The following is a 23,626-nucleotide window of genomic DNA, read 5'->3' as shown; positions in this document are numbered from 1 at the left end:
GGCGATCAGCCCTCCTTTCCGGTGGTTCTGTCATCGGCCGAATGTTCTGCGGCGATATCGTCCCAGAACTGGATGCAGGCGCGTTCGAAGCGGATGCCCAGCCGGCTGGCGGCCAGCGCGTATCGCCACTCGGGCCGGTTCACGAGCAGCTGCTCCAGCCGCTCGTATTCGGCCTTGCGCGCCCGGTGGATGGGCTGCCTGCCCTGCGCCACCTGCCGGGGTTCGTGATGCTCCACGATGCCCGCGTAATTCTTCATCAGGAAACCCGGATCGTTGCCGGGTTCGCGCAGCCAGGCGCGCAGGCCCGCCTCGCCCGCCGGGGTCACCGTATAGGTGTGCTGTTCCTTGGTTTCGTAATCCTTCTGGGAATAGAGGAGGCCGCCTTCCACCAGCCGGTCGGGCTCGGAATAGAAGGGCTGGCGGTCCTGGTCGAAATAGTTGTTGCTGTCGTGCCGCCTGAGCGCTGCGACGACGAGGCTGGCCAGGATGATCACGATTGCCAGGATGAGGATGACGGTTAGCATTGTAAGGCACCTTTCCGACTAGCTTTCGCTGGTCTGTTCTTCCGTGGCTGCTTCGGTGGGTCCGGGGACGGATGGCTCGTCTTGGGCAAACAGGGCCGCGACGGCTTCCTTGAGCGTCGGCCGCATGAGGACACGGTCGCCGAAGACGATCACGACCTGTTTGAGTTCGGGAACGCTGGCGAGCTGCGCGCCGAGCAGTTCGGACACGCTGGATTTGTCGGCCTGCACGAACAGCGGCTGCATATAGACCACGGCATTATCCAGCGGGATGGCCAGCAGGCGGCCGCGCGATACGCGTGAACCCGATTGCATGCGCAGCGTCATCCAGGCGGAAATTCGTTCGTCCTGATCGATCCGCGCCTGCGCCTGCGACGGGCCGATCACCGTGGCATCGGGCGGGAAGCTGTAGGAGGTTAGCTTGCCGAGCCGGTCGTTGTCGCTGCCGCCCACCAGATAGCCCGACAGCACGTTGCGGTTTTCGGGGCTGAACGGCTGGACGATGGCGAACTCGGGCATGGACAGCCCGGGGAAGCGGGTGCGCAGCCAATAGGGGCGCAGATCGGGATTGCGCTGTTCATGCTCGGGCCGGGCGCGTTCGCGCCGCAGCGAGATGAAGTCCGCATCCTGCGGGATGCGCCAGGCTCCCTCGCGGGTGTAATAGGCATCGCTGGCGCGCATGTGGTAATCGGCCCAGATCACCGACTGGATCTTGAAGAGATCCTGCGGGTAGCGGAAATGGGCGCGGATCTGCGGGCTGGCCTCCGCCACGGGCCGGAACAGGCCGGGGAAGGCCTTGCGCCACGCCTGCAGCACCCGGTCGCTCTCATCGGTGATGTAGAGCGTGACTGTCCCGTCATAGGCATCGACCACCGCCTTCACGCTGCCGCGCACATAATTGGCGCGGTTGGTGCGGCGTTCGAGCAGGCGGATGAATTCGGACGGGATGATCCCGGCGTCTTCCTGCTTGTCCTGGAATATCTGCGAGAAATCGCCCAGGTTGATGCGCTTGGAATAGGGCATCATGTCGCTGGCGGTGTAGCAATCGATCACCCATTTGATCCGCCCGTCGGCAGCGATGGGATAGGGATCGGCATCCACCTCCAGAAAGGGCGCGACCCGGCGCACGCGCTCGCGCACATTGCGGTGATAGAGCACGCGGCTGTCGTCGGACAGCAGCGTGGTCAGCGCCAGCCGGATGTCCCAGAAGCGGATCGCGAAGAGCAGGCGTGAAAACAGCCCGTCGATCGCGACGCCGGTGCCGCCTGCGAAATTGTGCTTGGCGAAGCTGCGCCCTTCGCGCGGCCGGTCCAGCTCCACCGTCTCGCTGTTCACGATGGAGAATTCAGGCGAATCCTCGCCGAAATAGATGCGCGGATTGCGCACCGATGCCGGGCCTTCGCCCGTGGTCGGGATGTCGGATGTGAGGAAGACCGGCAGGCCCGCCTCGGTCGCTTCGTCCACCGAGGCCGAAACCAGGCCGTAACCATGGGTGTAGATCAGCCGCTCCGACTGCCAACGGCGCGATTTTTCGGGCAATTGCTCGGTATCGATCTCGCGGCTGGCGATCATCACCGGGCGCAGCTTGCCGTCGATCACATAGCGGTCGACGTCGATGTCGATGAAATCGTAATAGGCGCGGAAGGCCTGCAGTTCGCGGAAATCGATCAGCAGCGTGGCCGGATCCCACAGACGCATCGTTTCCAGCACTTCGCGGTCGCCCCGGATTGCCTCGATGTCACCCGTCTGCGCGATGCTGGCCGTGCGCCGTTCGACCTTGTCCAGCCCGAAGCCATAGCGGGTGAACTGCAGGTGGTCCTCGATATAGGGCTGCTCGCGCTCCAGCTCCTGCGGCTCGACGATGATGAGCTGGAACAGGTTGGGATAGAAGCGCACGATCGAAAGCCCGATCAGGATCAGCCAGACCACCACGATGGTGGGGATGATCCAGCCCGGACGGCGGATGTTCACCTGGAACATGATGAACCCCGCGACCACCGCGGCAGCCACGAATTTATAGGCCAGCAGGCTGGCGTTGGAATCGGTGAAGCCCAGCCCGGTCACCACGCCGCGTTCGGAATAGCTGAGCAGGTGCAGTTCCAGCAGCATGCCCCAGCCGATCAGCGCCATCAGCGCGAAGACCAGCACCGAAATGTGCAGATTGACCTGGAACGGCAGCATGGAATGCGGCGCCTGCGGGCGGATGCCGCCGAAGATATAGCTGGTGATCAGCGTCAGGATCAGCACCACCAGCGTGCAGATGAACAGCCAGTGGTTGATCATCACATGGAGCGACAGCTCGAACATGAAATAGCTGAGGTCGCGCCCGAACTGCGGATCGTTGGTTCCCCAGTCCACCCGGTTCGCCCACAGCATGTAGGTCTGCCAGTGGGGATAGGTGCGCAGGCCGACCAGCAGGCCGCAGATCAGCGATATGGTCATCACGATCGGGCGGAAATAGGGCTCGATGGTGCGGCGCCACGCATCCGCCCGCCGCTCGTCCGCGGAGATCACGCGGTCGGCGCGCCCAAGCTTGTAGGCAAGGGACATGTTCAGCCCGACGAAGCCGGACATGAAGAGGAACGGGACCATGCCCATCCAGATCTTGGTCTTCACCACGGTCAGGTAGACATCGAGATAGCCGATCTCGTCGAACCACAGGATCTCGGTGTAGAACCGCGCGGAAAAGATCACTGCCAGCAGGAAGGCGGCAATGCCCACCACCCAATAGAACAGCGCGCTGGTGACCCCGCCGAGCAGGAAGAACGTCAGGACGCGAACTCTGTTTGCCGGGCTCATGATCAGGACAGCCTTGGCGGTTTGCCGGACAGGGCGGTTTCCACCGCTTCGCCTGCGCGGCGGATTTTACGGATATCTTCCTCTTCGCTGACCGCGCGATCGACAGCGCGTTCGACCAGCTTCATATGATGCGCCACTGCATCGCCCTGCTGATCGCTCTCCACGGCCGCCCGCCCGACATCGGCCAGCATTTCCGACAGGCGCAGCATCACCGCCATGTCGGATGGGCAGGTCCGCCGCAGCGGGGTGACGACCATGTCGAGATAATCCTCGAACGATCTGCGCGGCACGGCCACGCGCACCGTGTCATCGTCATCGCACAGCAAGATATTGGCGAGCCGGTGCCGGCATAATTGCACCAGCACGATCTCCGCCGAACGGATCGAGGCGCAGGCCGTGGTCGGATCGTTGATCGCCGTGGAAACGGCCCGCAGCGCGATATCGACCAGCTGCGTCAGTCCGAAAGCGACATCGGCCTGCACGCTGCGCTCGCTCCCGATCTGCAGCGATTTCGCGATGCGTGGCCGCAATTCCTTTTCGGCATCGGGCACTTCGCCATCCGGGTCCGATGGCCACACCCAGGCAAGCGCCGTGTCCTTCACCGCCTGATCGCCCAGCAGATAGACGTACTGGATCACCAGATCGTGCTTGGTGGCGTAATCCAGCAGCAGGTCGGCATTGATACGCTGGATAATGCCTGAGGACGTGGCCCTGACGGGAACGGCGCGATCGGGGATTTCGGGCAGGTTGGGGGCGGGATCGCCTTTCTCCCGCCGCTCGTAATTCGCGGTTAGCGCCCAGACGGTGCGCTGTTCGACATGGCGCAGGATCTGTTCGATCCGGATCGCATGAACGATGTGATGAATGAAATAGACGAAGGCGCCCACGCTCACGATGGCGAAGATGAAGGCCAGCGTCACCGCGAATTGCGGGACCACCTGCGTATCCTCGCGGATCGAACGCAGCACGGCGAGGCAATAGACGAAGGTGAAGATGAAGACCGCCAGCGTGAGCTGCGTGGCGCGGTCGCGAATGAACTGGCGCGGCACCCGCGGGGAATATTGTGCGGCGGCCACCTGCAGCGCCACGATGGTCACCGAAAAGGTGATGGTGACGACTGTCAGCGAGGTGGAGGCGACCGTTTCCACCAGATTGCGCGCGCCAACCGGTCCGCCCGTTTCCAGCAGCCCGCCAAGGCTGGCCGAGGTGGTGAACTTAAGCTTCGACACGAAGGTCGCGGCCAGAATACCGCCGAAGATGGCGATCATCGGGAAAATCCAGAATGCCTGATGGATCAGCATCCGGAGCCGGCCCACCATGGCCGAATAGTTGATCATGATTTTCATGCGTCGGACCTCCTTGCATGAAGGCTCTGCGGGCCCTGCTTGGGGCCCCTGCTCAGCGCATCGAGGAAGGAAGACCGGCGCGGACGCAGGTCCTCGCGGTAACCGAGGTCGTGAGCGATGGTGGAGACGAAGGCTTGCGTCTTGCGGTCCGCAGGCAGCCATTCCAGGTAATTGTTATAGGCATCGGCGGGCTCGAACGAACGGTCGACGATCCGTTCGAGGCACTTGCAGTTCGAGAGGAACCGCCGGACCGACTCGCTGGCCGCCCAGTCCTCGCCCGAAAACGCCCCCTCGAATTCGGTGAAGGATACAGGCGGACCCTGCTCCACATCGCGCACCGGCACATAGGCATCGCCGAGATCCCTCACGAGATCCTGCATCCCTGCCTTCAGCGCCTGCAGATCCGGCAACTGCTTTGCGAGGCCGGGGTGGCAGTAGGTCAGCGTATCGGCCAGCGTTCCCAGCACGTGGATCGTGCGCGGCAGGCTGCGTTCCTGCGCGCGGGGCCGGTAGAAATAGACGATGGGATAACGGCTCAGGCCCTGGTGGAGGCCGATCACCCCGTCATGCAGCCGGCCCAGCAGGCTCTTGAGTTCGGACAGGTCGCTGCGGCTCAGATGCTCCGACACGCTCTGCATCGGATCGCCGCTGCGACCCAGGCGATGATGCAGGTCGGCAACGAGGCGGTCATAGCGCAGGATGCTGCGGTGGACGCTGAGGAAATAGGTAATCGAGAAGGTAAGGATGACGCTGCCCAGCAGCGCTTCCAGCGCAACCGCCACCGAATACATCATGTTGGACGGGCTGATCTCGACGAATCCGATGGTCGACAGCGTAACCCAGCTGAGCCGGAAGGCAGCGGTCAGGCTGGGCTGCGAGCCACCGCCGGTGATGAAATCCCCGAAGGACATGCCGCCGTAGAAGATCAGGGCGAAGCCGGTGACGATCCCCATCATCCACAAGGAGATCATCAGGCCGATCATCAGCGGTGCGGCGAGGCTGAGCGCGCTTTGCGCGACCGAATAGGGCAGCAGCTTGGCCATGTGCCGCGAGATCCACCAGAACAGGCGGTAGGCTTTGGTGGAGTAGAGGCTGCGGCCGCTCGCATCGAGGATGGTCAGCAACGCATCCAGGATCGTTAGCGCAAGCAGCAATATGCCAATAGCTGTAAGTAGCATCCGTACTCACCCTGAAATATTATTTCATAAACCACTTCGGAAATGGTGGTAATTTACAAAGGGCTATCAGGGTGACGCAGAGACAAATAGTGAACCTCTAGGTAACTCTGCGTAGGTCACATCAAGTATTTACATCCGGAAAAACTTAGAGAAACGGCGCTCCGCATGCGGTTCTTCCAGAGTTGCCTTTTGGAAAATTTCGTGGCGGGCCGATAGATTTATGAGACGAAATTTTTGGCCGATTCAGCTATCCACTCGTTCCCCTCCGGCTTGTACCCAACCGACAATTTTCGAAGTGAGTCGGGGGTCGGATGCGGCAACCGGAAATAACCGGAAACGCGGTTAATAGGTGCGCCTGCCGTCACGCGGTTACCGCTACGGAAACGGTGCTGTTGAACAGCAATGCGAAATCGGCTGCGCGCACGAAAAAAGGGCGGCCCGATCGAGGCCGCCCTTCTTCATTTCCCGTCCAGGGGTAAGTTTTGTCAGTCCAGCCGGCGGATCGAATTCTCGTCTTCCGGCTTCACCGTGATGCGTACCGTTTCTCCCGAACGCCCGGGGAAGTCGGTGAACATCGCATCGACGAGGTTCGGCACCAGATAGCCGAGCCGGTCGGAGCGTGACAGAGCCTGTGCCTTGCCTTCGAACAGGCGTTCGCCGGTTGCCTGGCGGTCGATCTTCATCTCGATGCCGCTGGTATAGACGGTGTAGCTGGTCACTTCCGGACCGCCGAACCAAGGATCGTAGAAGCCGTAGCCCCAGCGGCTGCCGGCATAGCCTGCGCGGATGACGCGCCCGTCACGGGTGCGGTAATAGCGCGGGCGATAGAAGGGCGAACGGTAACCGAAGCTGGAGCGATAGCCGTACCACGGCGAATAGAACGGATCGCTGAAGCCGGTTGTCCGCACGCGTTCACGGCCATTGTCGACACCGTAATCGAAACGCACCAGCAAGGTGGCGTCTTCGGGCGATGCGGCCTGCGCGTAACCGAGGCGGGCCATTTGCGCTTCGACGAGATCGGCATATTGCGCGAATTCGAGGCCGCCGGCCAGCGCCGGATCGTCTGCCACCACGGCAAAGCTTTCGCCCTGCGGCGCGGGCAACTGCGTCTGGAAGCGCGAGACATCGGCGTTGAAGCCGGTCGTGGCACAGGCAGACAGGCCTGCCAGGATCATGGGAACGGAGGCCAGCTTCAAGGTGCGCCCCCAACCCTTGTTACGGGTAGTCATAGCTTGGGTCCTTTCAGATCGCGCATGTCCGGATTGCTGCACGCATCCCCTCGATACACGAATAGTTTTCGTATGTCGCTGCGTGCCGTTTCCCCAAGGCATTCTGCCAGCGAATGATCACGCTTCTAGAGGGCGCGCCATTAACGGCCTTTGAATATCCCGATTCACAAATGATGTACATCGCGCGAGACTTGTCGGCAGGGGCGCGAAGGGGCTAAGGGTCGCGGCGATTCCAAACAACCAGCGGCAAGCGAGACCCATGGCAGGCCATTCCAAGTTCAAGAATATCATGCACCGCAAGGGTGCGCAGGATAAAAAGCGTTCCAACCTCTTTTCCAAGCTGAGCCGCGAAATCACCGTGGCGGCAAAGATGGGCATGCCCGATCCGGACATGAACCCGCGCCTGCGCCTGGCGGTCAATGCCGCCAAGAGCCAGTCGATGCCCAAGGACAATATCCAGCGCGCGATCGACAAGGCATCGGCTGCCGATGGCGAGAATTACGAAGAAGTGCGCTACGAAGGCTATGGCCCGGGCGGCAGCGCGATCATCGTCGAAGCGCTGACCGACAATCGCAACCGCACCGCCACCGCCGTGCGCACCGCCTTTTCGAAGAATGGCGGCAATCTCGGCACCGAAGGCAGCGTGCAGCATGGTTTCGAACGGCTCGGCCTGATCGAATATCCGGCCAGCGCGGGTGACGAGGAGAAAGTTCTCGAAGCCGCGATGGAAGCGGGCGCGGAAGATATCGAAAGCAGCGAAGACGGCCACACCATCTGGACCGCGGCCGACGATCTTCACGGCGTGGCGACCGAGCTGGAAAAATCGCTCGGCGAAGCGGAGACGGTCAAGCTGGCGTGGAAGCCCAACCTCACCGTCGACATGGACGAAAAGACCGCCGGTACGCTGATCAAGCTGATCGATGCGCTGGAAGACGATGACGATGTCCAGACCGTGTGGGGCAATTACGAGATCTCCGACGAGGTGATGGACAAGGTTTCGGCCTGAGGCTGGCGGGCTGGTGAAATGGCGCGAGGCGGCGATCCTGATCGTGTTGGGCGGCGCCTTGCTGCTCGCCATGCTCTGGCGCTTCGGCTTCCGCATCGGCCTTTAGCTCCTACCGGCGGCAGATGATTATCCTCGGCCTCGACCCGTCGCTCAGCTGCACTGGCTGGGGCGTCGTGCGGGCCGAGGGTTCGCGTCTTGCGCATATCGCCAATGGGCAGGTGCCCACGCCGCCCAAGGCCCCGATGGCGCAGCGGCTGGCCATGCTGCAGGCGGCACTGGCGGATGTGATCGCCACGCACCGCCCGGACCGCGCGGCGGCGGAAGAAGTCTTCGTCAACAAGAACGCGCAGTCGACCCTGAAGCTGGCGCAGGCCCGCGGGGCAGTGCTGGCCGCGTGCGGGGCGGCAGGGCTGACGGTGAACGAACACGCGGCGCGGCTGGTGAAGAAGGCCGTCGTTGGCACGGGCGCGGCGGACAAGGCGCAGGTCCAGGCCATGCTGAAAGTGTTGTTGCCCGGCGCGCAGATCGCCGGAGCGGACGCTGCCGACGCGCTGGCCGTGGCGATTGCCGATGCACACCTTTCCTACACGCCACTGCCGCGCTAACCCTTGCGCATCGAAGCCCTTTCAGCCGCGCCAATCGGCGGAAAAGGTCTGTTTCAGGCCCGGGCGCTTTTTGCGCCTGGGCCGTGCTCCATCTGCTCCATCCTGTAGGATTGCACCATGACCATCCAGTTTTACGGCATCCCCAATTGCGACACCGTCAAGAAGGCGCGGCGTTGGCTGGATGCGCAGGGCGTCGAATACGACTTTCACGATTACAAGAAAGAAGGTGCCGATGCCGGCCGGCTGGCTTCGTGGAGCGATGCGGTGGGCTGGGAGGTGCTGCTGAACAAGCGCGGCACCACTTACCGCAAGCTTTCCGATGAGGAAAAGGCCGATATCGACCGCGCCAGGGCGATAGACTTGATGGTGCAACATCCAAGCCTCATCAAACGCCCCGTTGTCGAATATGATGGCGGCATATTGGTCGGGTTCGGGGAAGCGGAATGGGCACAGGCGCTGACCTAGGCGCCGCTGTTCCACCACCTGCCGATCGATATTGCCGCGAAGAAGAAGGTTCTGACTATGCCTGCTGGACTGGCCCGCGTTTTCATCAAGCTGTCCCTGCCACTGCTGGCGCTGCTCGGCGCTCTGCCGCTCCATGCCGAAGACATGCTGGTGATCGCCCATCGCGGCGCGAGCGGGGAGCGGCCCGAACATACGCTGGCTGCCTATGAACGCGCGATCGATCAGGGGGCGGACTACATCGAACCCGATCTGGTGGTGACCGGGGATCTGGTGCTGGTTTCCCGGCACGAGAACGAATTGTCCGACACCACCGATGTCGCCTCGCGCGAGGAGTTCGCCGATCTCAAGCGTACCAAGACGATCGACGGGCGCCGGGTCTCGGGCTGGTTCGCCGAGGATCTCACCCTGGCCGAATTGCGCAGCCTGCGCGCGACCGAGCGCCTGCCCGGCCTGCGGCCTGCCAATGCGCGTTTCGATGGCCTCTACGCCGTGCCGACCTTTGCCGAAATCGTGCAGCTCGTCCGCGCGAAAGAGGCCGAAACGGGCCGGACCATCGGCCTTTACCCGGAACTCAAGCATCCGACCTTCCTGCTGCAGGAATCGGGCATCGACAGCGTGGACCTGCTGGTCACTGCCCTGCGCGAAGCCGATCTGGACGATGCCGACGATGCGATCTTCGTGCAGAGCTTCGAAGTCGGCCCCCTGCGGCGGCTGAACCAGTTGACCGATGTGAAGCTGGTGCAACTGGCAGTGGCGGGCGCGGGGCCTGCCGACGAGCCTGCCTATAGTTATGAAGACATGCTGGCGCCTGCGGGCCTTGCCGAAATCGCGACCTACGCCGATGCGGTCGGGGTGGACCTCCGCCTGCTCGCCGGGGCGGACGGCACGCCCACGCCGCTGGTCGCCGATGCCCGGGCGGCCGGGCTGAAGGTTCACGCTTGGACGGTGCGCAAGGAAAACGCCTTCCTGCCGCCCAGCCTGCGGCGCGGAACCGCCGAAAGCGGGCAGGGCGATGTGGCCGCATTGGTGGGCATGCTGTCCGATATGGGCGTCGACGGCGTCTTCAGCGACGATCCGGCGCTGGTCGTTAAGGCGATTGCGGGAAAGGAGTGAGCCCGCCGCCGTTGGGCAATCATGATGCATGATGACCAACACTGGATGCAGGCCGCCCGCGACCATGCCGTGGCCGAAAAGGGCCGCGATCCGGCGAACACGCCGATTGCGGCGATCCTGGTGCTCGATGGCAAGGAAGTGGCGCGCGGCGTCAACCGCACCGCCGAATGCTGCGATGCGACTGCCCATGCCGAAATCGTGACCCTGCGCAGCGGGGGCACGGCGCATGGCGAGATGCGGATCGAGGGCTCGACCCTCTATTCCACGCTCCAGCCCTGCGGCATGTGCACTTTCGCCAGCATCTGGGCCGGGGTCTCGCGCATCGTTTACGGCGCCGGGCGCAAGGATGTGCACGAGATGTATTTCGAGGACCGCCACCTCTCCACGCTCGATTACGTGGCCGATGCCTATAAGGACGATCTCGAACTGGTCGGCGGCGTGCTGGCGAATGAATGCGCCGAGCTTTACTTCCGTCCGGGCGACGACGTGCCCGAAGAAGATCAGGCCAACGACTAGGCTGCGCGGCGTGCGGTGACGATATAGTTCAGCGATAGATCGCCCGACAGGTGCAGGCCCTTCACGGGCGAAAAGGCAATACCCCTGGGTTCGCCCATATCGAGACCGGCACTGGCCAGAATGTCCGCCAGTTCGTCGGGGGTGACAAAGTCCTCCCAGTGGTGCGTGCCGCGCGGGATCAGGCCAAAACCTTCGGCCGCGCCGATCATCAGCGTGCGCGAGCGGACGGTGCGGTTGGGGGTGGAAAGAACCATCAGCCCACCGGGCGCCAGACGGGCGGCGAGTTCGCGGGCAAAGGCCTGCTTGTCGGCAACATGCTCGATCACTTCCATCGCGGTGACGAGATCGAAGGTACCGATGTCCTGCGCGGCCAGTTCGCCCGCCATGTAACGAATGTCGAGACCTGACCGCTCCGCATGGACCGCAGCGGCGGCGGTGTTTTCGGGTGCGGCATCGACGCCGGTCACATCGGCGCCAAGCCGGGCCAGCGGTTCGCACAGCAGGCCCGCGCCGCAGCCGACATCGAGCGCGCTTTTGCCGGCCAGCGGTTTCACATCGCGAATGTCGCCTGCCCAGTGCAGGTCGATCGCCTCGCGAAGAAATTTCAGGCGGACCGGATTGAGTTTATGGAGCATGGCCGAAGAGCCCTTCGGGTCCCACCAATCCTTGGCCAGCCTGCCGAAATGGGCGGCCTCATCGGGGCGGATCGTTTGGCCCGCTGAAGTATTGCTTGGACTGCTCGTGGTTGCATCGCTCATGCACCGTGGCTAGCAGCCTCCTTCGAACCATTCCAGCACGGAGAATTCCTCGCTTGGCCCGTATCGTGATGAAATTCGGCGGCACCTCCATGGCGGGGACGGAACGCATTCGGCGTGTGGCCAATATCGTGCGCAAGCAGCAGGCGGGCGGCAACGAGGTTGCCGTGGTGGTCAGCGCGATGGCGGGCGAGACCGATCGGCTGGTCAATTTCTGCCGCGAGGCGAATGCGCTTTACGATCCCGCCGAATACGATGTGGTGGTGGCAAGCGGCGAACAGGTCACGTCAGGCCTGCTGGCGCTGACGCTGCAATCGGTGGGCTGCAAGGCGCGCAGCTGGCTGGGCTGGCAGCTTCCGGTCCACACCATCGAAGCGCATGCCAAGGCGCGCATTTCGGATATCGAGGCCGATGCGCTGACCGCATCGATGGCAGCGGGCGAAATCGCCGTGATCCCCGGCTTCCAGGGGCTGGGCGACGATGGCCGCCTCACCACGCTGGGGCGCGGCGGATCGGATACCTCGGCGGTTGCCGTGGCGGCGGCGGTGAAGGCCGATCGCTGCGATATCTATACCGATGTGGACGGCGTTTATACGACCGACCCGCGCATCGTGGCCAAGGCCCGTAAGCTCAAGGCGGTCACTTACGAGGAAATGCTCGAACTGGCGAGCGTGGGGGCCAAGGTGCTGCAGACCCGCAGCGTGGGCCTGGCCATGAAAGAGGGTGTGCGCGTGCAGGTCCTTTCCAGTTTCGTGGGCGACGATGCCGTCCCCGCAGACGAACTTCCGGGCACGATGATCGTATCGGAAGAAGAAATGCTCGAATTGGTGGAGAAGGGCGAAGTGGAACGCCAGCACGTAACCGGCATCGCGCACGACAAGAACGAAGCCAAGGTCATCCTTACCCGCGTGCCCGACAAGCCGGGCGCGGTGGCGCATATCTTCGAACCGCTCGCGCAGGCCAGTATCAATGTCGATATGATCATCCAGAACGTCGGCCGCGACAAGGGCGAGACCGACGTGACCTTCACGGTTCCGCAAACGGACCTCGCCCGTGCGCAGGCGCTGCTGGAGGACAAGCGTGACGATATCGGCTACAACCGCCTGATCACCGACAGCAAGATCGCCAAGATCTCCGTTGTGGGTGTCGGCATGAAGAGCCATGCGGGCGTTGCGGCGACTATGTTCAAGTCGCTCGCCGATCGCGGGATCAACATCCAGGCGATCACGACTTCCGAAATCAAGGTCAGCGTGATGATCGACGAGGATGAGACGGAACTTGCCGTGCGTGTCCTCCACACGGCTTATGGGCTCGATGCGGTGGACGAGGCTGCTTGAAACTGCTGGGCCGGCTGCTGGACAGCTGGTCCGCGATCGTCCGGACGACGTGGGAGGTTTTCGCTCTATTCTGCGGGGCGGGAGTCGTCACTATCTGGCTCCACTATCACAAAGGGGAATTTGCCGGCACGGTGATTTCCGATCATTATTATGATCTCGCCTGCGGCATCGTCCTGCTTTTTGTAGCTTCCTTCGTCACAGCAATTCTGGTTCATTATAAACGCTGGCGTGCCTCCCGCTGGCCCGGCGGTGGGGGCATGAGAGGGAGAAACTGAATGAGCCACACTGCGAAGATACTGCTGCTTGGATCAGGCGAACTCGGGCGAGAGTTCGTCATTTCGGCTAAGCGGCTGGGGGCCTGGGTGGTTGCCTGCGATGCCTATGATCACGCGCCTGCCATGCAGCTGGCCGACGAGCGCGAAGTTTTCTCCATGCTCGATGGCGAAAAGCTGCGCGCCGCTGTCGAGAAGCATCGGCCAGATTATATCGTTCCCGAAGTGGAGGCGATCCGCACCTCGGTTCTGATGGAGCTGGAGGACGAGGGCTTTACCGTGGTGCCTTCGGCCCGCGCGGCGCAGCTGACCATGAACCGCGATGCCATACGCGATCTGGCGGCCCACGATCTGGGTCTGGTCACCTCGAAATATCGTTATGCGAAAAACCTCGAAGAGGTGCAGGCGGCTGCGGCGCACACCGGGTTTCCCTGCGTTATCAAGCCGGTCATGTCCTCGTCCGGCAAGGGCCAGAGCACGGTCCATGACGAAGCACGGCTGGAAGAAGCGTGGGATTATGCCTGCGCCAATATGCGCGGGGATCGCCAGCGGGTGATCGTCGAACAATTCGTCGATTTCGATTACGAGATCACCTTGCTGACGGTGCGCCATTCCGGCGGGGTCACCTTCTGCCCGCCGATCGGCCACCGGCAGGAACGGGGCGACTATCAGGAAAGCTGGCAGCCGATCCCCATGTCGGACGCAGCCATTTCCAAGGCTCAGGACATGGCGAGAAAGGTCGTCGACGATCTCGGCGGCCATGGGCTTTTCGGCGTGGAGTTCTTCGTGAAGGGGGACGAGGTCATCTTCTCCGAGCTTTCACCGCGGCCGCATGATACTGGCATGGTGACGCTGATCAGCCAGAACCTGACCGAATTCGATTTGCATGCCCGCGCGATCATGGGTCTGCCCATTCCGGCGGACCTGCGTGCCCGTCCGTCCGCCAGCGCCGTTATTCTTGCGGAACGGGACAGCGATAGGCTCGCCTATTCCGGGCTGGCCGAAGCACTGGCAGAACCGGGCACGGATTTGCGGATTTTCGCCAAGCCGGACAGCCGACCCTATCGCCGGATGGGCGTCGCCCTGGCATCGGCAGGCACTGTCGACGAGGCGCGCAGCAAGGCTCGCAACACGGCGCACAAGGTGCTGATCACTTACGACGATCAGCCGAAGTAAGTATCGATCGCAATGCAGGTGGCGATGCCGACGATGATATTCATCGGCACGCCGATCTTGAGGAAATCCGCAAACCGGTAATTGGCCGCGCCATAGACGAGCGTGTTGGTCTGATAGCCGATCGGGGTGGCGAAGCTGGCGCTGGCCCCGAACATCACCGCCACCACCATCTCGCGCGGATCGGCGCCGGTCACTTGCGCGAGGCCAATGGCGATCGGCGTCAGGATAACGGCCACCGCATTGTTGGTGACGCTTTCGGTGAGGACGCTGGAGAGGGCATAGATCGCCAGCAGCATCATCAGCGGGCTGGCGGTAGAGAAGAAGGGCTGGGCCCAGCCAACGATCAGTTGGACTGTGCCCGCATTTTCAAGGCCGATGCCGAAGGCCAGCATGCCGAAGATGAGCACCAGCGTATTGCCGTCGATCGCGCTCCACGCTTCTTCGGGTTCGAGGCAGCGGGTCAGCAAAACGAACCCGGCGCCGAGCAGGGCAAGCGCCTGGATCGGCAGGTCGAAAATCGCCGCGAAGACGACCACGCCCACAAGCGTGCCTATCGCAATCGGCGCACGCTTGCGGCGAAAGGCACGCGTCGGCGTCTCGCTCACCGTGCCCAAGCCGACATTGCCGCTGAGCGCCTGCGCCGCGTCCGAGCCACCGGCGATCAGCAGCCGGTCGCCGGCGCGCACGCGGACCTCAGCCAGTTCCGGACCGGCAATATGGCGCGGACGCGACAGGCCCAGCACGCGAACCCTCAGCTTGGAAAGCATAGGAATGTCCGCCAGCCGCCGACCGATGATCGGATGAGACGAGGAGACCACCGCCTCCACCAGCGCAAGATCGCGCGGCCGGTCCGGCCCGGCCGTGGACACGCCGCCGCCGACGCCGGTCAGGCCCGTGCGGAAATCGTAGGCTTCGGCCATCGAGGCAAGCTCGGCCGGGCTGGCCGTGACTACCAATTGATCACCGGCAGCCAGTTCGTGTTTGAAGATATCGTTTCGGGCAATAGTGCCGCCGCGTTTTACGCCGATGATCTTGACGCCGGGCCGCCTGGAAAGGGGGACGCGGCCCAGCTTCTCACCGATCAGCGCGCTACCCTGCATCACCACCAGATGGGAAAGATAGATGTCGCTTTCGGTCTCGTCCTCGTCCAGCGCGCGGGGAGGGCGGTCGGGCAGAAGTTTGGACCCGAACAGCGTCAGGAAAAGCGCGCCCGTCACAGCTGCCGCCAGACCGACCGTGGTAATCTCGAACATACCGAAGGGTTCGAGCCCCTGATCGCGGGCCACCCCGTCTACCAGCAGGTTTGTCGATGTTCCGATCAAGGTGAGCGTGCCGCCAAGGATGGTGAGGTAGGACAGCGGGATAAGCAGCCGCGTGGCCGCCACGCCAAGCGCCTTGGACAGTCGTTTGACGATCGGAATCATCACCAGCACGACGGGCGTATTGTTCATGAACGCCGATGCCGCCAGCGTGCCAAAGCCGATTTCGGCCACGGCGCGGCGCGGCCTGCGGCGGGTACGGCGGATGATCCAGCCGGAAATTTCTTCCAGCGTGCCGGTTCTGAGCAGCGCGCCCGACAGTACGAACATGGCGGCAATGGTGATCGGCGCGGAATTGGAGAACACGCCCAGAAGCTCGTCGGTCGACAAGAAGCCGAGCAGGAACATCGTCAACCCGCCGGTGACCGCCAGAACCACTGGCGGCAGGCGTTCGAGAACGAAACCGATGAACAGGATAACGAGAAGCGCCAACCCGATATGGGGGTTATATACGGCGAGCGAATCGGGCAGCAATGCTGGCATTTGCAGCGACAGCTATCTGAAAAACCTGGCTTGCATAGACAAATTCAGTTTCGCAGATGATCGTGGCGCTTGCGGTTGGGCGAGCCGCGGGATACCCGCTGGCCATGAACGATTTTTCCAAGACCGACCGCCTGATGCAGCGCGGCGCCATTTTCCTGGGTTCTCAATACGCCATCATGTGCGGCGCCATGAGCTGGGTGTCCGAACGCAATCTGGTTTCCGCAATATCGAACGCCGGTGGCTTCGGGGTGATCGCCTGCGGCGCCATGACGCCAGAACTGCTGGAAGCCGAGATTGCCGCGACGCAGGCGCTGACGGACAAGCCCTTCGGCGTGAACCTCATCACCATGCACCCGCAGCTGTTCGATCTTATCGAGGTCTGCGACAAGGCTGGCGTGAGCCATGTCGTGCTGGCTGGCGGCATTCCGCCCAAGGGCAGCGTCGAAGCGATCAAGGGCGGGCAGAACCCGGCCAAGGTCATCTGCTTCGCGCCGACGCTCGCGCTCGCCAAGAAGCTGCTGCGTTCGGGCGCCGATGCGCTGGTGATCGAAGGCATGGAAGCCGGTGGCCATATCGGGCCCGTATCCACCAGTGTGCTGGCGCAGGAAATGCTGCCCGAGCTGAGCGAAGACCACATCATCTTCGTCGCCGGCGGCATTGGCCGCGGGAATGCGATGGCGGGTTATCTGGAGATGGGTGCTGCCGGGGTGCAGCTGGGCACACGCTTTGCCTGCGCGAAGGAAAGCATTGCGCATGAGAACTTCAAGAAGGCCTTTTTCCGCGCCAATGCCCGCGATGCGGTTGCCAGCGTGCAGGTAGATGCCCGCCTTCCGGTCATTCCGGTGCGCGCGTTGAAGAACAAGGGGACCGAAGAGTTCACCCAAAAGCAGAGGGAAGTTGCCGGAGTGCTCGATCGCAACGAAATCGCGATGGAAGAGGCGCAGCTGCAGATCGAACATTACTGGGCAGGCGCGCTGCGCCGTGCAGTCATCGATGGGAATGTGGAAAACGGCAGCCTGATGGCCGGCCAGTCCGTCGGCATGCTGAAGGAAGAAGAGCCGGTGGCGGATATCATCACCAAGCTCATGACCCAGAGCGAGGACGCCCTTACGCGGCGCTGAAATGATCCACCGCCTCGATCTCGATGTCGCGATTTACCGCAACCGGGTGCAACTGACGCATCGCCCGACCGAGACCTTCGTGGACCAGCGGGCGGAATTTGCCTTCTCGACCGATGAATCGCTGGTCGGGCATGCGCGCTATCTCGAGGACACGCTGGTGCGAGCTATACGCCAGATTGTATCGACCGGGGGATTCTCGCTCCGCGATCCGATCGCCCATGTGGTGCGTTGCGATGGTGAGCTTGGTGCGCAGGAACGCGAAGCAATCGAAAGCGCTTTGCGCGAAACCGGCATAAGGAATGTCGTTTTCGAACTGGAAGAGTGACAATCCCAAATTTGCACGCGCCAAGGGCTTCGCGCTTGCCAGGTAGTGCGAAGCCTACGCATTAGGTTTGAGGCAAGAAACTCTCGTCCTCAGCCTTTCCTGCGCCGACCAGCCGGGCATTACCGCACGCGTCACGTCCTTCCTGTTCGAGCGGGGGGCAAACATACTCGAGGCGCAGCAGTTCAACGACCGCGCGTCCGACGCCTTCTTCATGCGGGTCGAATTCGATCCGGGAGAGGCAAGCCGGGGGAAGCTTCGCGAAGACTTCGGTCCGATCGCCGCAGAGATGGCGATGGAGTGGAAGCTCGCCCTGCGCAACAGGCCCCGCCGTGTCCTGATCATGGTGAGTAAGTTCGATCATTGCCTGGCCGACCTGCTCTATCGCTGGCGCATCGGCGATCTGCTCATGAACCCTGTAGCTATCATTTCGAACCATCCGCGCGATGCGATTGAACATACGCGCCTTGGCGACATTCCCTTCCATCACCTTCCGGTGACTGCAGCAACTAAGCAGAGTCAGGAAAGCAAGGTCCGGGATATGGCGGATCAGTACGGGACCGAACTCGTCATCCTGGCGCGGTACATGCAGATATTGTCGGACGAGCAGGCCGAGCATTTCGCTGGACGCTGCATCAATATTCATCATTCCTTCCTGCCCGGCTTCAAGGGTGCGAAGCCGTATCACCAGGCATACGAGCGCGGCGTGAAGATGATCGGGGCCAGTGCGCATTACGTCACCGCTGACCTAGACGAAGGGCCGATCATCCACCAAGCGGCCGAACCGATCACCCATGCCGACGGTCCAGAAGAGCTGGTTCGCAAGGGACGCGATATCGAAAGCAGAGTGCTTGCCGAAGCGGTGCGGCTGCACCTTCAGGAGCGCGTGTTGCTGAACGGACAGCGCACCGTGGTGTTTGGTGGCTGACACTGGCTTGCGCTGCGCCTTCGCGCTGCTAGGCTTGCAAGCGGACAGAGGAGTGGAGAGACCTATATGTGCGACCAGGAACAGCTTGCCCGCTGGGCGAAACAAGCGCTGAGCCGCCGGACGTTTGGAGCTGGCACCTTGGCCGGCGCCGCGGCAGCCTGCACTCCCATGGGAATGGAAAACACGCCTGGCGGGACCAGCGTGATAGGCAGAAAAGTTAGCCTCCGCACGCCTGCAGGCACCATGGACGGTGAATTCTTCCACCCGGAAACGGGAACCCATCCCGGCGTTATCTTCTGGCCCGATATTGCCGGTATCCGTGAAGCCAAGCGGCAGATGGCCCGCCGCCTGGCAGCGAGCGGATATGCGGTCCTGCTGGTCAATCCCTATTATCGCGATGTGACGGGCGAACAATTTGCTGATTTCGCGACCTTCGCCGCCAACAAGGGTTTCGAGAAGGTGAAACCTTGGCGCGACAAGCTGGATGCTGAGGCGATCCAGTTCGATGGACGTGCCGCGACCGCCTGGTTGCTTGCCCAGAATGCGGTCGACAAATCGGCAAGGATCGGCACGCAAGGCTATTGCATGGGAGGGCCCTTCACGATCTGGACGGCCGCCGCAGCACCCGAAGTCGGTGCCGCATGCAGCTTCCACGGAGGGGGGCTGGTGCGCGAGGGAGAAAACAGCCCTCACCGCATGCTCAATGCGGATGATCACTATCTCATAGCCATCGCAGAGAACGACGATGCCGAGCAGCCGGAGGCCAAGACTGCGCTCCGCAATGCGGCGAGCGCTGTCGGAGCCCCTGCGGAAATCGAAGTCTATCCTGCCGATCATGGCTGGTGCGTTCCCGACAGCCCCGCTTACGATCGCGACGCGGCGGAAAAGGCGTGGAGCCGTCTTTTGGCAACCTATAGCGAGGCCCTTTGAAGATGCGTATTTTGCCCTTGGTAGCAGCCTGTGCGCTGTCATTCATTCCCGCCTCGCTTTCCGCGCAGGAGTTCGAGCCTGATTGTGACCGGATCGAAGCCTTCCTCGAGAATGCAACGGAAGGAGACCGTGTCGCCGGCGCCTCCGCGCTGGTCTGGAAGGATGGAGCAGAGCGTTGCTTCGAAGTTGCTGGGGAAGCGGATCGCGAAGCATCGCGTCCCTTTGCCCGCGATACGCTGGTTCAGTTCTTCTCGATGACCAAGCCCATCACCGGCGTTGCGTTGATGACGCTTTGGGAAGATGGCAAGTTCGGCCTGGACGATCCGCTGTACTGGCATCTGCCCGAATACGAGGGCATCGAAGTTCTGCGTGGCGAAACCGCCGAGGGTGAAGCCATCACGAGCAAGCCATCCAGACCGATCACCGTCCGCGATGTTCTCCGGCACACGGCAGGATTCACTTACGGTGCCAATGGCAATCCTCAGAATGCGGCAGATCGGGTCTGGGAGGAACTGCAACCGCTCGATGCGAAGAATACCCTCGCCGAATTCTCGGAAAAAATGGCGCAGGTCCCACTGCTGTTCGATCCAGGCACCCACTGGCATTACAGCGCAGGCGTCGACGTTCAGGCGCGGCTGGTGGAAGTTCTCTCGGGCAAGCCCTATGCCGACTACGTTCGCGAAACCATTTTCGAACCCTTGGGAATGAACGACACGCGGTGGGCTCGTTCGGACGAAGACCTTTCGCGGCTCGCAAGAATATACACGGTCGAGGATGGTGATTTCGAACCTTTGCCGGACGACATCTGGCTTCGTAACAATTTCATGGGCAACCCGTTGACCATGGGCGGATCCGGCCTGGTCGGAACGGTCGATGATTACCTGCGCTTCGCGCGAATGCTGCTGGGTGAGGGCGCGCTAGGTGATACGCGGATCCTGAAACCTGCCACTGTCCGCTTAATGGCTACTGACCAGCTCGACCCGGCCATACCAGATGAAAACAGAATGTGGCTCGTAGGTAAGGGAAGCGGTGGCTTCGGATTCGATTTCTTCGTGAGAACGGCGGCGCCCGCAACTCCGGAAGAAAATCGCGGCACCGTTGGCGAATTCTTCTGGGACGGTTGGCCTTCGATGCTGTTCTGGGTCGATCCCCGGCAGGACATGGTGGTGGTGTTCGCCACCCAGAAACTGCCATTCGACAACCAGTTGCACCATGATTTTCGCGATGCGGTGTACGGCGAAAGCTATCCGGGCGAATAGCCTGATTGCTATTCTATCGGTCCGCGCTTTCCAAAGCTGCCCCGGGGGGCACTGAGGCTATTACTAGGATGAACGCCTACAGATCAGCGGCGGCGATGGTGCCGCCCTGATCGTCGGACCGCATTAAGTCAGCTTGTTAGGCGCTTAGGCGTTCGGCGAAGCGCCCGTGCTTGCGAAAGCGAGTCATCCACTTGTCCAGGAACAGCCCCAGCGGCTTCGGTTCGATATCGAACTTCTCGAAACCGGGAAGCTTCCCGCTTGCGACATTCCCTTCCTTCAGGAGATTCCACTGATCGCTGCCCATCGGCGTGCCGGGCAGGGCGGCGAAGGCGGCCGACAGGCCATCCGGCATGGGTAGGAAGGTACGCTTGCGCCGCTGGGCATCGGCGATACGCTGATTGATCTCCATCATCTTGAGCTTTTCCGGCCCACCCAGCTCATAGGTCTTTCCGCCATGCTTTGCGGGCTGTTCCAGGCTCTGGGCGATGGCCTCGGCAACGTCGTCGACATAAACCAGCTGCAATTGGGCGTCCGGCGCGAACACGGGCAGGATCGGCAGTTTCGAAATCAGGTCGCCGAACATGTTGAGGAAATTGTCGTCTTTCCCGAAAATGATAGAAGGACGGATAATCGTCGCTTTGGGGTAAACTTCCTTCACCAGGCTTTCACCCAGATGCTTGGCGCTGGCGTATTCATTATCGGTGTTCTCATCCGGAGCCTGCGCGATCGCGCTGACATGAACGAAAGCCTGGGCGCCGGCCTCACGCGCCGCTTCGGCCATCCAGCCCGGCGCCAAGCCCATCAATTTCTTCAAATTGCCGTCAAAGCTGCCGACGAGGTTTACCACCGCATCCGCCCCCTCGATGCACTGTTCGACGCTCCGCCTGTCGGTTGCGTCCATCCGGGCAAACTGCAACTGCCCGAGATTGGCGAGGGGTTTCAACTTGAAAGCGTCGCGGGGATGGCGACTGCAAATCCGCAGTCGCGCACCGCGCGAGAGCAGCGCCTGGGCCACGTAATTGCCCAGAAAGCCGGTGCCACCCATCAGCACTACCGTCTTGCCATTCAATGCACCGCTTTTGGCCATGTTCTCTTCTCTGAAAGGGGTTATTCGAATTCGCTCGGTGTCGCCCTAGCCGCAACCTGTAAGCCCCTGCAAGCGTTCCGCGTCGCGCGTCTACGCGAATAGCGTTGACAAGCTGCCTCGCCCTTCGCTAGTGGCCCGCGCCTACCCGAGAGCAGACTCGTATGATCTGCATCCTCGACAGTGTGCCCAGATGGCGGAATTGGTAGACGCACCGTCTTCAGGTGGCGGCGCTCGCAAGGGCGTGGAGGTTCGAGTCCTCTTCTGGGCACCAGACTTTTGTTCGCGATCACTCGCTGTTGATTGCCAAACCCCCGAAAATCTGCGATAAATTTGCGTGGCTTCATCGCTGGCGTTCACTGCTGTTCGCCTGCATTTGGCCCCCAAAGTGGGGCTACGTTGGGGCTACGCGATAATCTCAGTTTGCGGTGGCCCCCCTATGGCACTCAACAATGTGAAGATTCAGAACGCGAAGGCGAGGGAAAAGCCGTTTAAGCTCTATGATGAGATGGGGCTGTTCATCCTGGTTCAGCCCAGCGGCAGGAAACTTTGGAATTTCAAGTACCGATATCTTGGGAAGGAAAAGAAGCTCTCGTTCGGCGCCTATCCGAATGTGACGCTGAAAGAGGCCCGACGCCTCCGGAGCGAAGCGCGGACACTGCTGGACAATGGCATCGATCCCTCCCGGGAGAAAAAGAAGAAGCTCGCTGCTGCCAAACTTGGGCAGGAAAATACTTTCAACGCTATCGGCGTCGAATACCTCGACCGAATGGCCTTGGATGGCCGGGCAGCCGTGACGATCAAAAAGTCACGCTGGCTTCTATCGCTCATGGAGCGTGAAATCGGATCATTGCCGGTACATGACATCACGCCCGCTGAACTCCTTGCGGCCTTGCGAAAAGTCGAATCGAAGGGTCACTACGAAACTGCGCGGCGAATGCGATCATTGGCTGGCCGAATTTTCCGATATGCTGTGGCAACATCAAGGGCTACTGCCGATCCATCAAGCCTGCTTCGCGGTGCCCTAATCACTCCCAAGGTCAAGCATCATAGTGCTATCCTCGATCCGGAAGGTTTCGGAGCGTTGCTCCGGGCGATCGATGGCTTCCAGGGCAGCCCCCTTACGAAATTGGCCTTGCAACTTACGCCCCATGTTTTTGTGAGGCCTGGTGAGCTGAGGCGCGCTGAGTGGTCTGAAATTAATCTGCAGAAAGCGGTGTGGACTATCCCCGCGGAGAAGATGAAGATGCGCTCGCCGCATATGGTGCCCTTATCCGGCCAGGCGCTTCGGATATTGGATGAGGCTAAGGAGATCAGCACCCAACAGCGCTATATCTTTTCGTCGCTTTATCCCGGCAGTCGACCGATGTCTGAGAACACCATCAACGCCTCGCTTAGGCGCATAGGGTTTGGCAAAACGGAGATGACGGCTCATGGCTTCCGATCCACGGCAAGCACTTTGCTAAACGAATCCGGCAAATGGAGTTCGGACGCTATCGAGCGTGCTCTAGGGCATCAGGACGGCAATTCGGTCAGAAGCGCCTACCATCGTGGCCAACATTGGGATGAGCGTGTCCAAATGGCGCAATGGTGGAGCGACTACATCGACCAATTGCGCAAGGTAGATCAGGGGTAACCGGCTAAATTGCGCCTGACTCATTTAGCTGAACTTGTCCAACAGCTTAGTTGGTCACAACGATTTTTCTCGTCGGCTAACATCAACGGGGGTGCGCAAGAGAATCGAACTTAATACGATCCCGGCAGGCGCAAACCTACCGGGATCGGACGCCGGTCAACGTGCATGGCGCGTACGCGATGCTTGGAGGCGCGTGGACGTCATTGCGACTTCCAGTTGAACTTCA

Annotated in this window: 22 protein-coding genes and 1 tRNA gene; 15 read left to right on the top strand and 8 right to left on the bottom strand. The window is 61.7% G+C overall.

Going from position 1 to position 23,626, the window contains the following annotated elements; all coding sequences use genetic code 11:
* Window positions 1-5 precede the first annotated feature (5 nt).
* From ACYQ0G_RS07280 to ACYQ0G_RS07260, 5 genes are all read right to left on the bottom strand, one after another.
* Entirely contained in the window at window positions 6-524 is a 519-nt protein-coding gene (locus tag ACYQ0G_RS07280) for a hypothetical protein (protein ID WP_460101208.1), read from the bottom strand.
* An 18-nt stretch (window positions 525-542) separates the two neighbouring features.
* The gene (locus tag ACYQ0G_RS07275) at window positions 543-3,320 is read right to left on the bottom strand and encodes a UPF0182 family protein (RefSeq protein ID WP_460101205.1); all 2,778 of its coding nucleotides are present in this window, start codon (window positions 3,318-3,320) and stop codon (window positions 543-545) included.
* Window positions 3,321-3,322: 2 nt separating this feature from the next.
* The gene (locus ACYQ0G_RS07270) at window positions 3,323-4,666 is read right to left on the bottom strand and encodes a DUF2254 domain-containing protein (RefSeq protein ID WP_460101203.1); all 1,344 of its coding nucleotides are present in this window, start codon (window positions 4,664-4,666) and stop codon (window positions 3,323-3,325) included.
* Window positions 4,663-5,844, bottom strand: coding sequence for a hypothetical protein (locus ACYQ0G_RS07265; RefSeq protein ID WP_460101201.1), 1,182 nt, complete (start codon window positions 5,842-5,844; stop codon window positions 4,663-4,665). Before ACYQ0G_RS07265 ends, ACYQ0G_RS07270 begins: the two co-directional genes overlap by 4 nt.
* A 485-nt stretch (window positions 5,845-6,329) precedes the next feature.
* Entirely contained in the window at window positions 6,330-7,073 is a 744-nt protein-coding gene (locus ACYQ0G_RS07260; RefSeq protein WP_460101200.1) for a DUF4136 domain-containing protein, read from the bottom strand.
* 259 nt (window positions 7,074-7,332) lie between these two features.
* Between ACYQ0G_RS07260 and ACYQ0G_RS07255 the strand changes: the two genes are divergently transcribed.
* From ACYQ0G_RS07255 to ACYQ0G_RS07235, 5 genes are all read left to right on the top strand, one after another.
* On the top strand, window positions 7,333-8,079 hold the full coding sequence (locus tag ACYQ0G_RS07255) for a YebC/PmpR family DNA-binding transcriptional regulator (protein WP_221542582.1): 747 nt from the start codon (window positions 7,333-7,335) through the stop codon (window positions 8,077-8,079).
* Between the two features lie 122 nt (window positions 8,080-8,201).
* Window positions 8,202-8,684: a crossover junction endodeoxyribonuclease RuvC gene (ruvC, locus tag ACYQ0G_RS07250; RefSeq protein ID WP_460101197.1), complete on the top strand. Its 483-nt coding sequence runs from the start codon at window positions 8,202-8,204 to the stop codon at window positions 8,682-8,684.
* 117 nt (window positions 8,685-8,801) lie between these two features.
* Window positions 8,802-9,149: an ArsC family reductase gene (locus ACYQ0G_RS07245; protein WP_460101195.1), complete on the top strand. Its 348-nt coding sequence runs from the start codon at window positions 8,802-8,804 to the stop codon at window positions 9,147-9,149.
* 57 nt (window positions 9,150-9,206) lie between these two features.
* A complete protein-coding gene (locus tag ACYQ0G_RS07240; protein ID WP_460101193.1) occupies window positions 9,207-10,262 on the top strand; it encodes a glycerophosphodiester phosphodiesterase family protein in 1,056 nt (351 codons plus the stop codon).
* A gap of 21 nt (window positions 10,263-10,283) precedes the next feature.
* Window positions 10,284-10,778, top strand: coding sequence for a nucleoside deaminase (locus ACYQ0G_RS07235; RefSeq protein WP_460101191.1), 495 nt, complete (start codon window positions 10,284-10,286; stop codon window positions 10,776-10,778).
* On the opposite strand, the gene ubiG is transcribed toward ACYQ0G_RS07235, so the two are convergent.
* The gene (ubiG, locus tag ACYQ0G_RS07230) at window positions 10,775-11,536 is read right to left on the bottom strand and encodes a bifunctional 2-polyprenyl-6-hydroxyphenol methylase/3-demethylubiquinol 3-O-methyltransferase UbiG (protein WP_460101188.1); all 762 of its coding nucleotides are present in this window, start codon (window positions 11,534-11,536) and stop codon (window positions 10,775-10,777) included. The genes ACYQ0G_RS07235 and ubiG overlap by 4 nt on opposite strands.
* Before the next feature lie 53 nt (window positions 11,537-11,589).
* Between ubiG and ACYQ0G_RS07225 the strand changes: the two genes are divergently transcribed.
* The 3 genes from ACYQ0G_RS07225 to purT are packed head-to-tail and all read left to right on the top strand — an operon-like array spanning window position 11,590 to window position 14,318.
* Window positions 11,590-12,870 carry an aspartate kinase gene (locus ACYQ0G_RS07225; protein WP_460101186.1) on the top strand — a complete coding sequence of 427 codons (1,281 nt, stop codon included), beginning with the start codon at window positions 11,590-11,592 and terminating at the stop codon, window positions 12,868-12,870.
* Window positions 12,867-13,145 carry a hypothetical protein gene (locus tag ACYQ0G_RS07220; protein WP_460101184.1) on the top strand — a complete coding sequence of 93 codons (279 nt, stop codon included), beginning with the start codon at window positions 12,867-12,869 and terminating at the stop codon, window positions 13,143-13,145. The genes ACYQ0G_RS07225 and ACYQ0G_RS07220 overlap by 4 nt, the downstream gene beginning before the upstream one ends.
* Window positions 13,146-14,318 carry a formate-dependent phosphoribosylglycinamide formyltransferase gene (gene purT / locus ACYQ0G_RS07215; RefSeq protein WP_460101183.1) on the top strand — a complete coding sequence of 391 codons (1,173 nt, stop codon included), beginning with the start codon at window positions 13,146-13,148 and terminating at the stop codon, window positions 14,316-14,318. It abuts the gene before it with no gap.
* On the opposite strand, the gene ACYQ0G_RS07210 is transcribed toward purT, so the two are convergent.
* Window positions 14,306-16,120, bottom strand: coding sequence for an SLC13 family permease (locus ACYQ0G_RS07210; protein ID WP_460101180.1), 1,815 nt, complete (start codon window positions 16,118-16,120; stop codon window positions 14,306-14,308). The two genes, purT and ACYQ0G_RS07210, sit on opposite strands and share 13 nt — an antisense overlap.
* 104 nt (window positions 16,121-16,224) lie before the next feature.
* Here ACYQ0G_RS07210 and ACYQ0G_RS07205 point away from each other — a divergent pair, with 104 nt between their 5' ends.
* The 5 genes from ACYQ0G_RS07205 to ACYQ0G_RS07185 all read left to right on the top strand — a co-directional run bounded on the left by ACYQ0G_RS07205 (window position 16,225) and on the right by ACYQ0G_RS07185 (window position 20,680).
* The gene (locus ACYQ0G_RS07205) at window positions 16,225-17,241 is read left to right on the top strand and encodes an NAD(P)H-dependent flavin oxidoreductase (RefSeq protein ID WP_460101177.1); all 1,017 of its coding nucleotides are present in this window, start codon (window positions 16,225-16,227) and stop codon (window positions 17,239-17,241) included.
* 1 nt (window position 17,242) lies between these two features.
* Complete coding sequence (locus tag ACYQ0G_RS07200; protein WP_460101174.1) at window positions 17,243-17,566, top strand: hypothetical protein; 324 nt, start codon at window positions 17,243-17,245, stop codon at window positions 17,564-17,566.
* A gap of 67 nt (window positions 17,567-17,633) precedes the next feature.
* Window positions 17,634-18,491, top strand: coding sequence for a formyltetrahydrofolate deformylase (gene purU, locus ACYQ0G_RS07195; protein WP_460101171.1), 858 nt, complete (start codon window positions 17,634-17,636; stop codon window positions 18,489-18,491).
* A 66-nt stretch (window positions 18,492-18,557) separates the two neighbouring features.
* Window positions 18,558-19,421 (top strand): dienelactone hydrolase family protein, encoded by an 864-nt coding sequence (locus ACYQ0G_RS07190; protein WP_460101168.1) that lies wholly within the window; start codon window positions 18,558-18,560, stop codon window positions 19,419-19,421.
* A gap of 2 nt (window positions 19,422-19,423) precedes the next feature.
* Window positions 19,424-20,680 carry a serine hydrolase domain-containing protein gene (locus tag ACYQ0G_RS07185; protein WP_460101166.1) on the top strand — a complete coding sequence of 419 codons (1,257 nt, stop codon included), beginning with the start codon at window positions 19,424-19,426 and terminating at the stop codon, window positions 20,678-20,680.
* Window positions 20,681-20,816: 136 nt separating this feature from the next.
* On the opposite strand, the gene ACYQ0G_RS07180 is transcribed toward ACYQ0G_RS07185, so the two are convergent.
* Window positions 20,817-21,767, bottom strand: a complete 951-nt coding sequence (locus ACYQ0G_RS07180) for a complex I NDUFA9 subunit family protein (protein WP_460101164.1) — start codon at window positions 21,765-21,767, stop codon at window positions 20,817-20,819.
* Between the two features lie 184 nt (window positions 21,768-21,951).
* On the opposite strand from ACYQ0G_RS07180, the gene ACYQ0G_RS07175 reads away from it, so the two are divergent.
* Window positions 21,952-22,038: transfer RNA gene (locus ACYQ0G_RS07175), tRNA-Leu, on the top strand.
* A 165-nt stretch (window positions 22,039-22,203) separates the two neighbouring features.
* A complete protein-coding gene (locus ACYQ0G_RS07170) occupies window positions 22,204-23,400 on the top strand; it encodes a tyrosine-type recombinase/integrase (protein WP_460101162.1) in 1,197 nt (398 codons plus the stop codon).
* Window positions 23,401-23,626: the final 226 nt, after the last annotated feature.

The organism is Qipengyuania triglochinis, from assembly GCF_054655615.1.
This window is presented reverse-complemented; position numbering and strand designations above follow the sequence as displayed.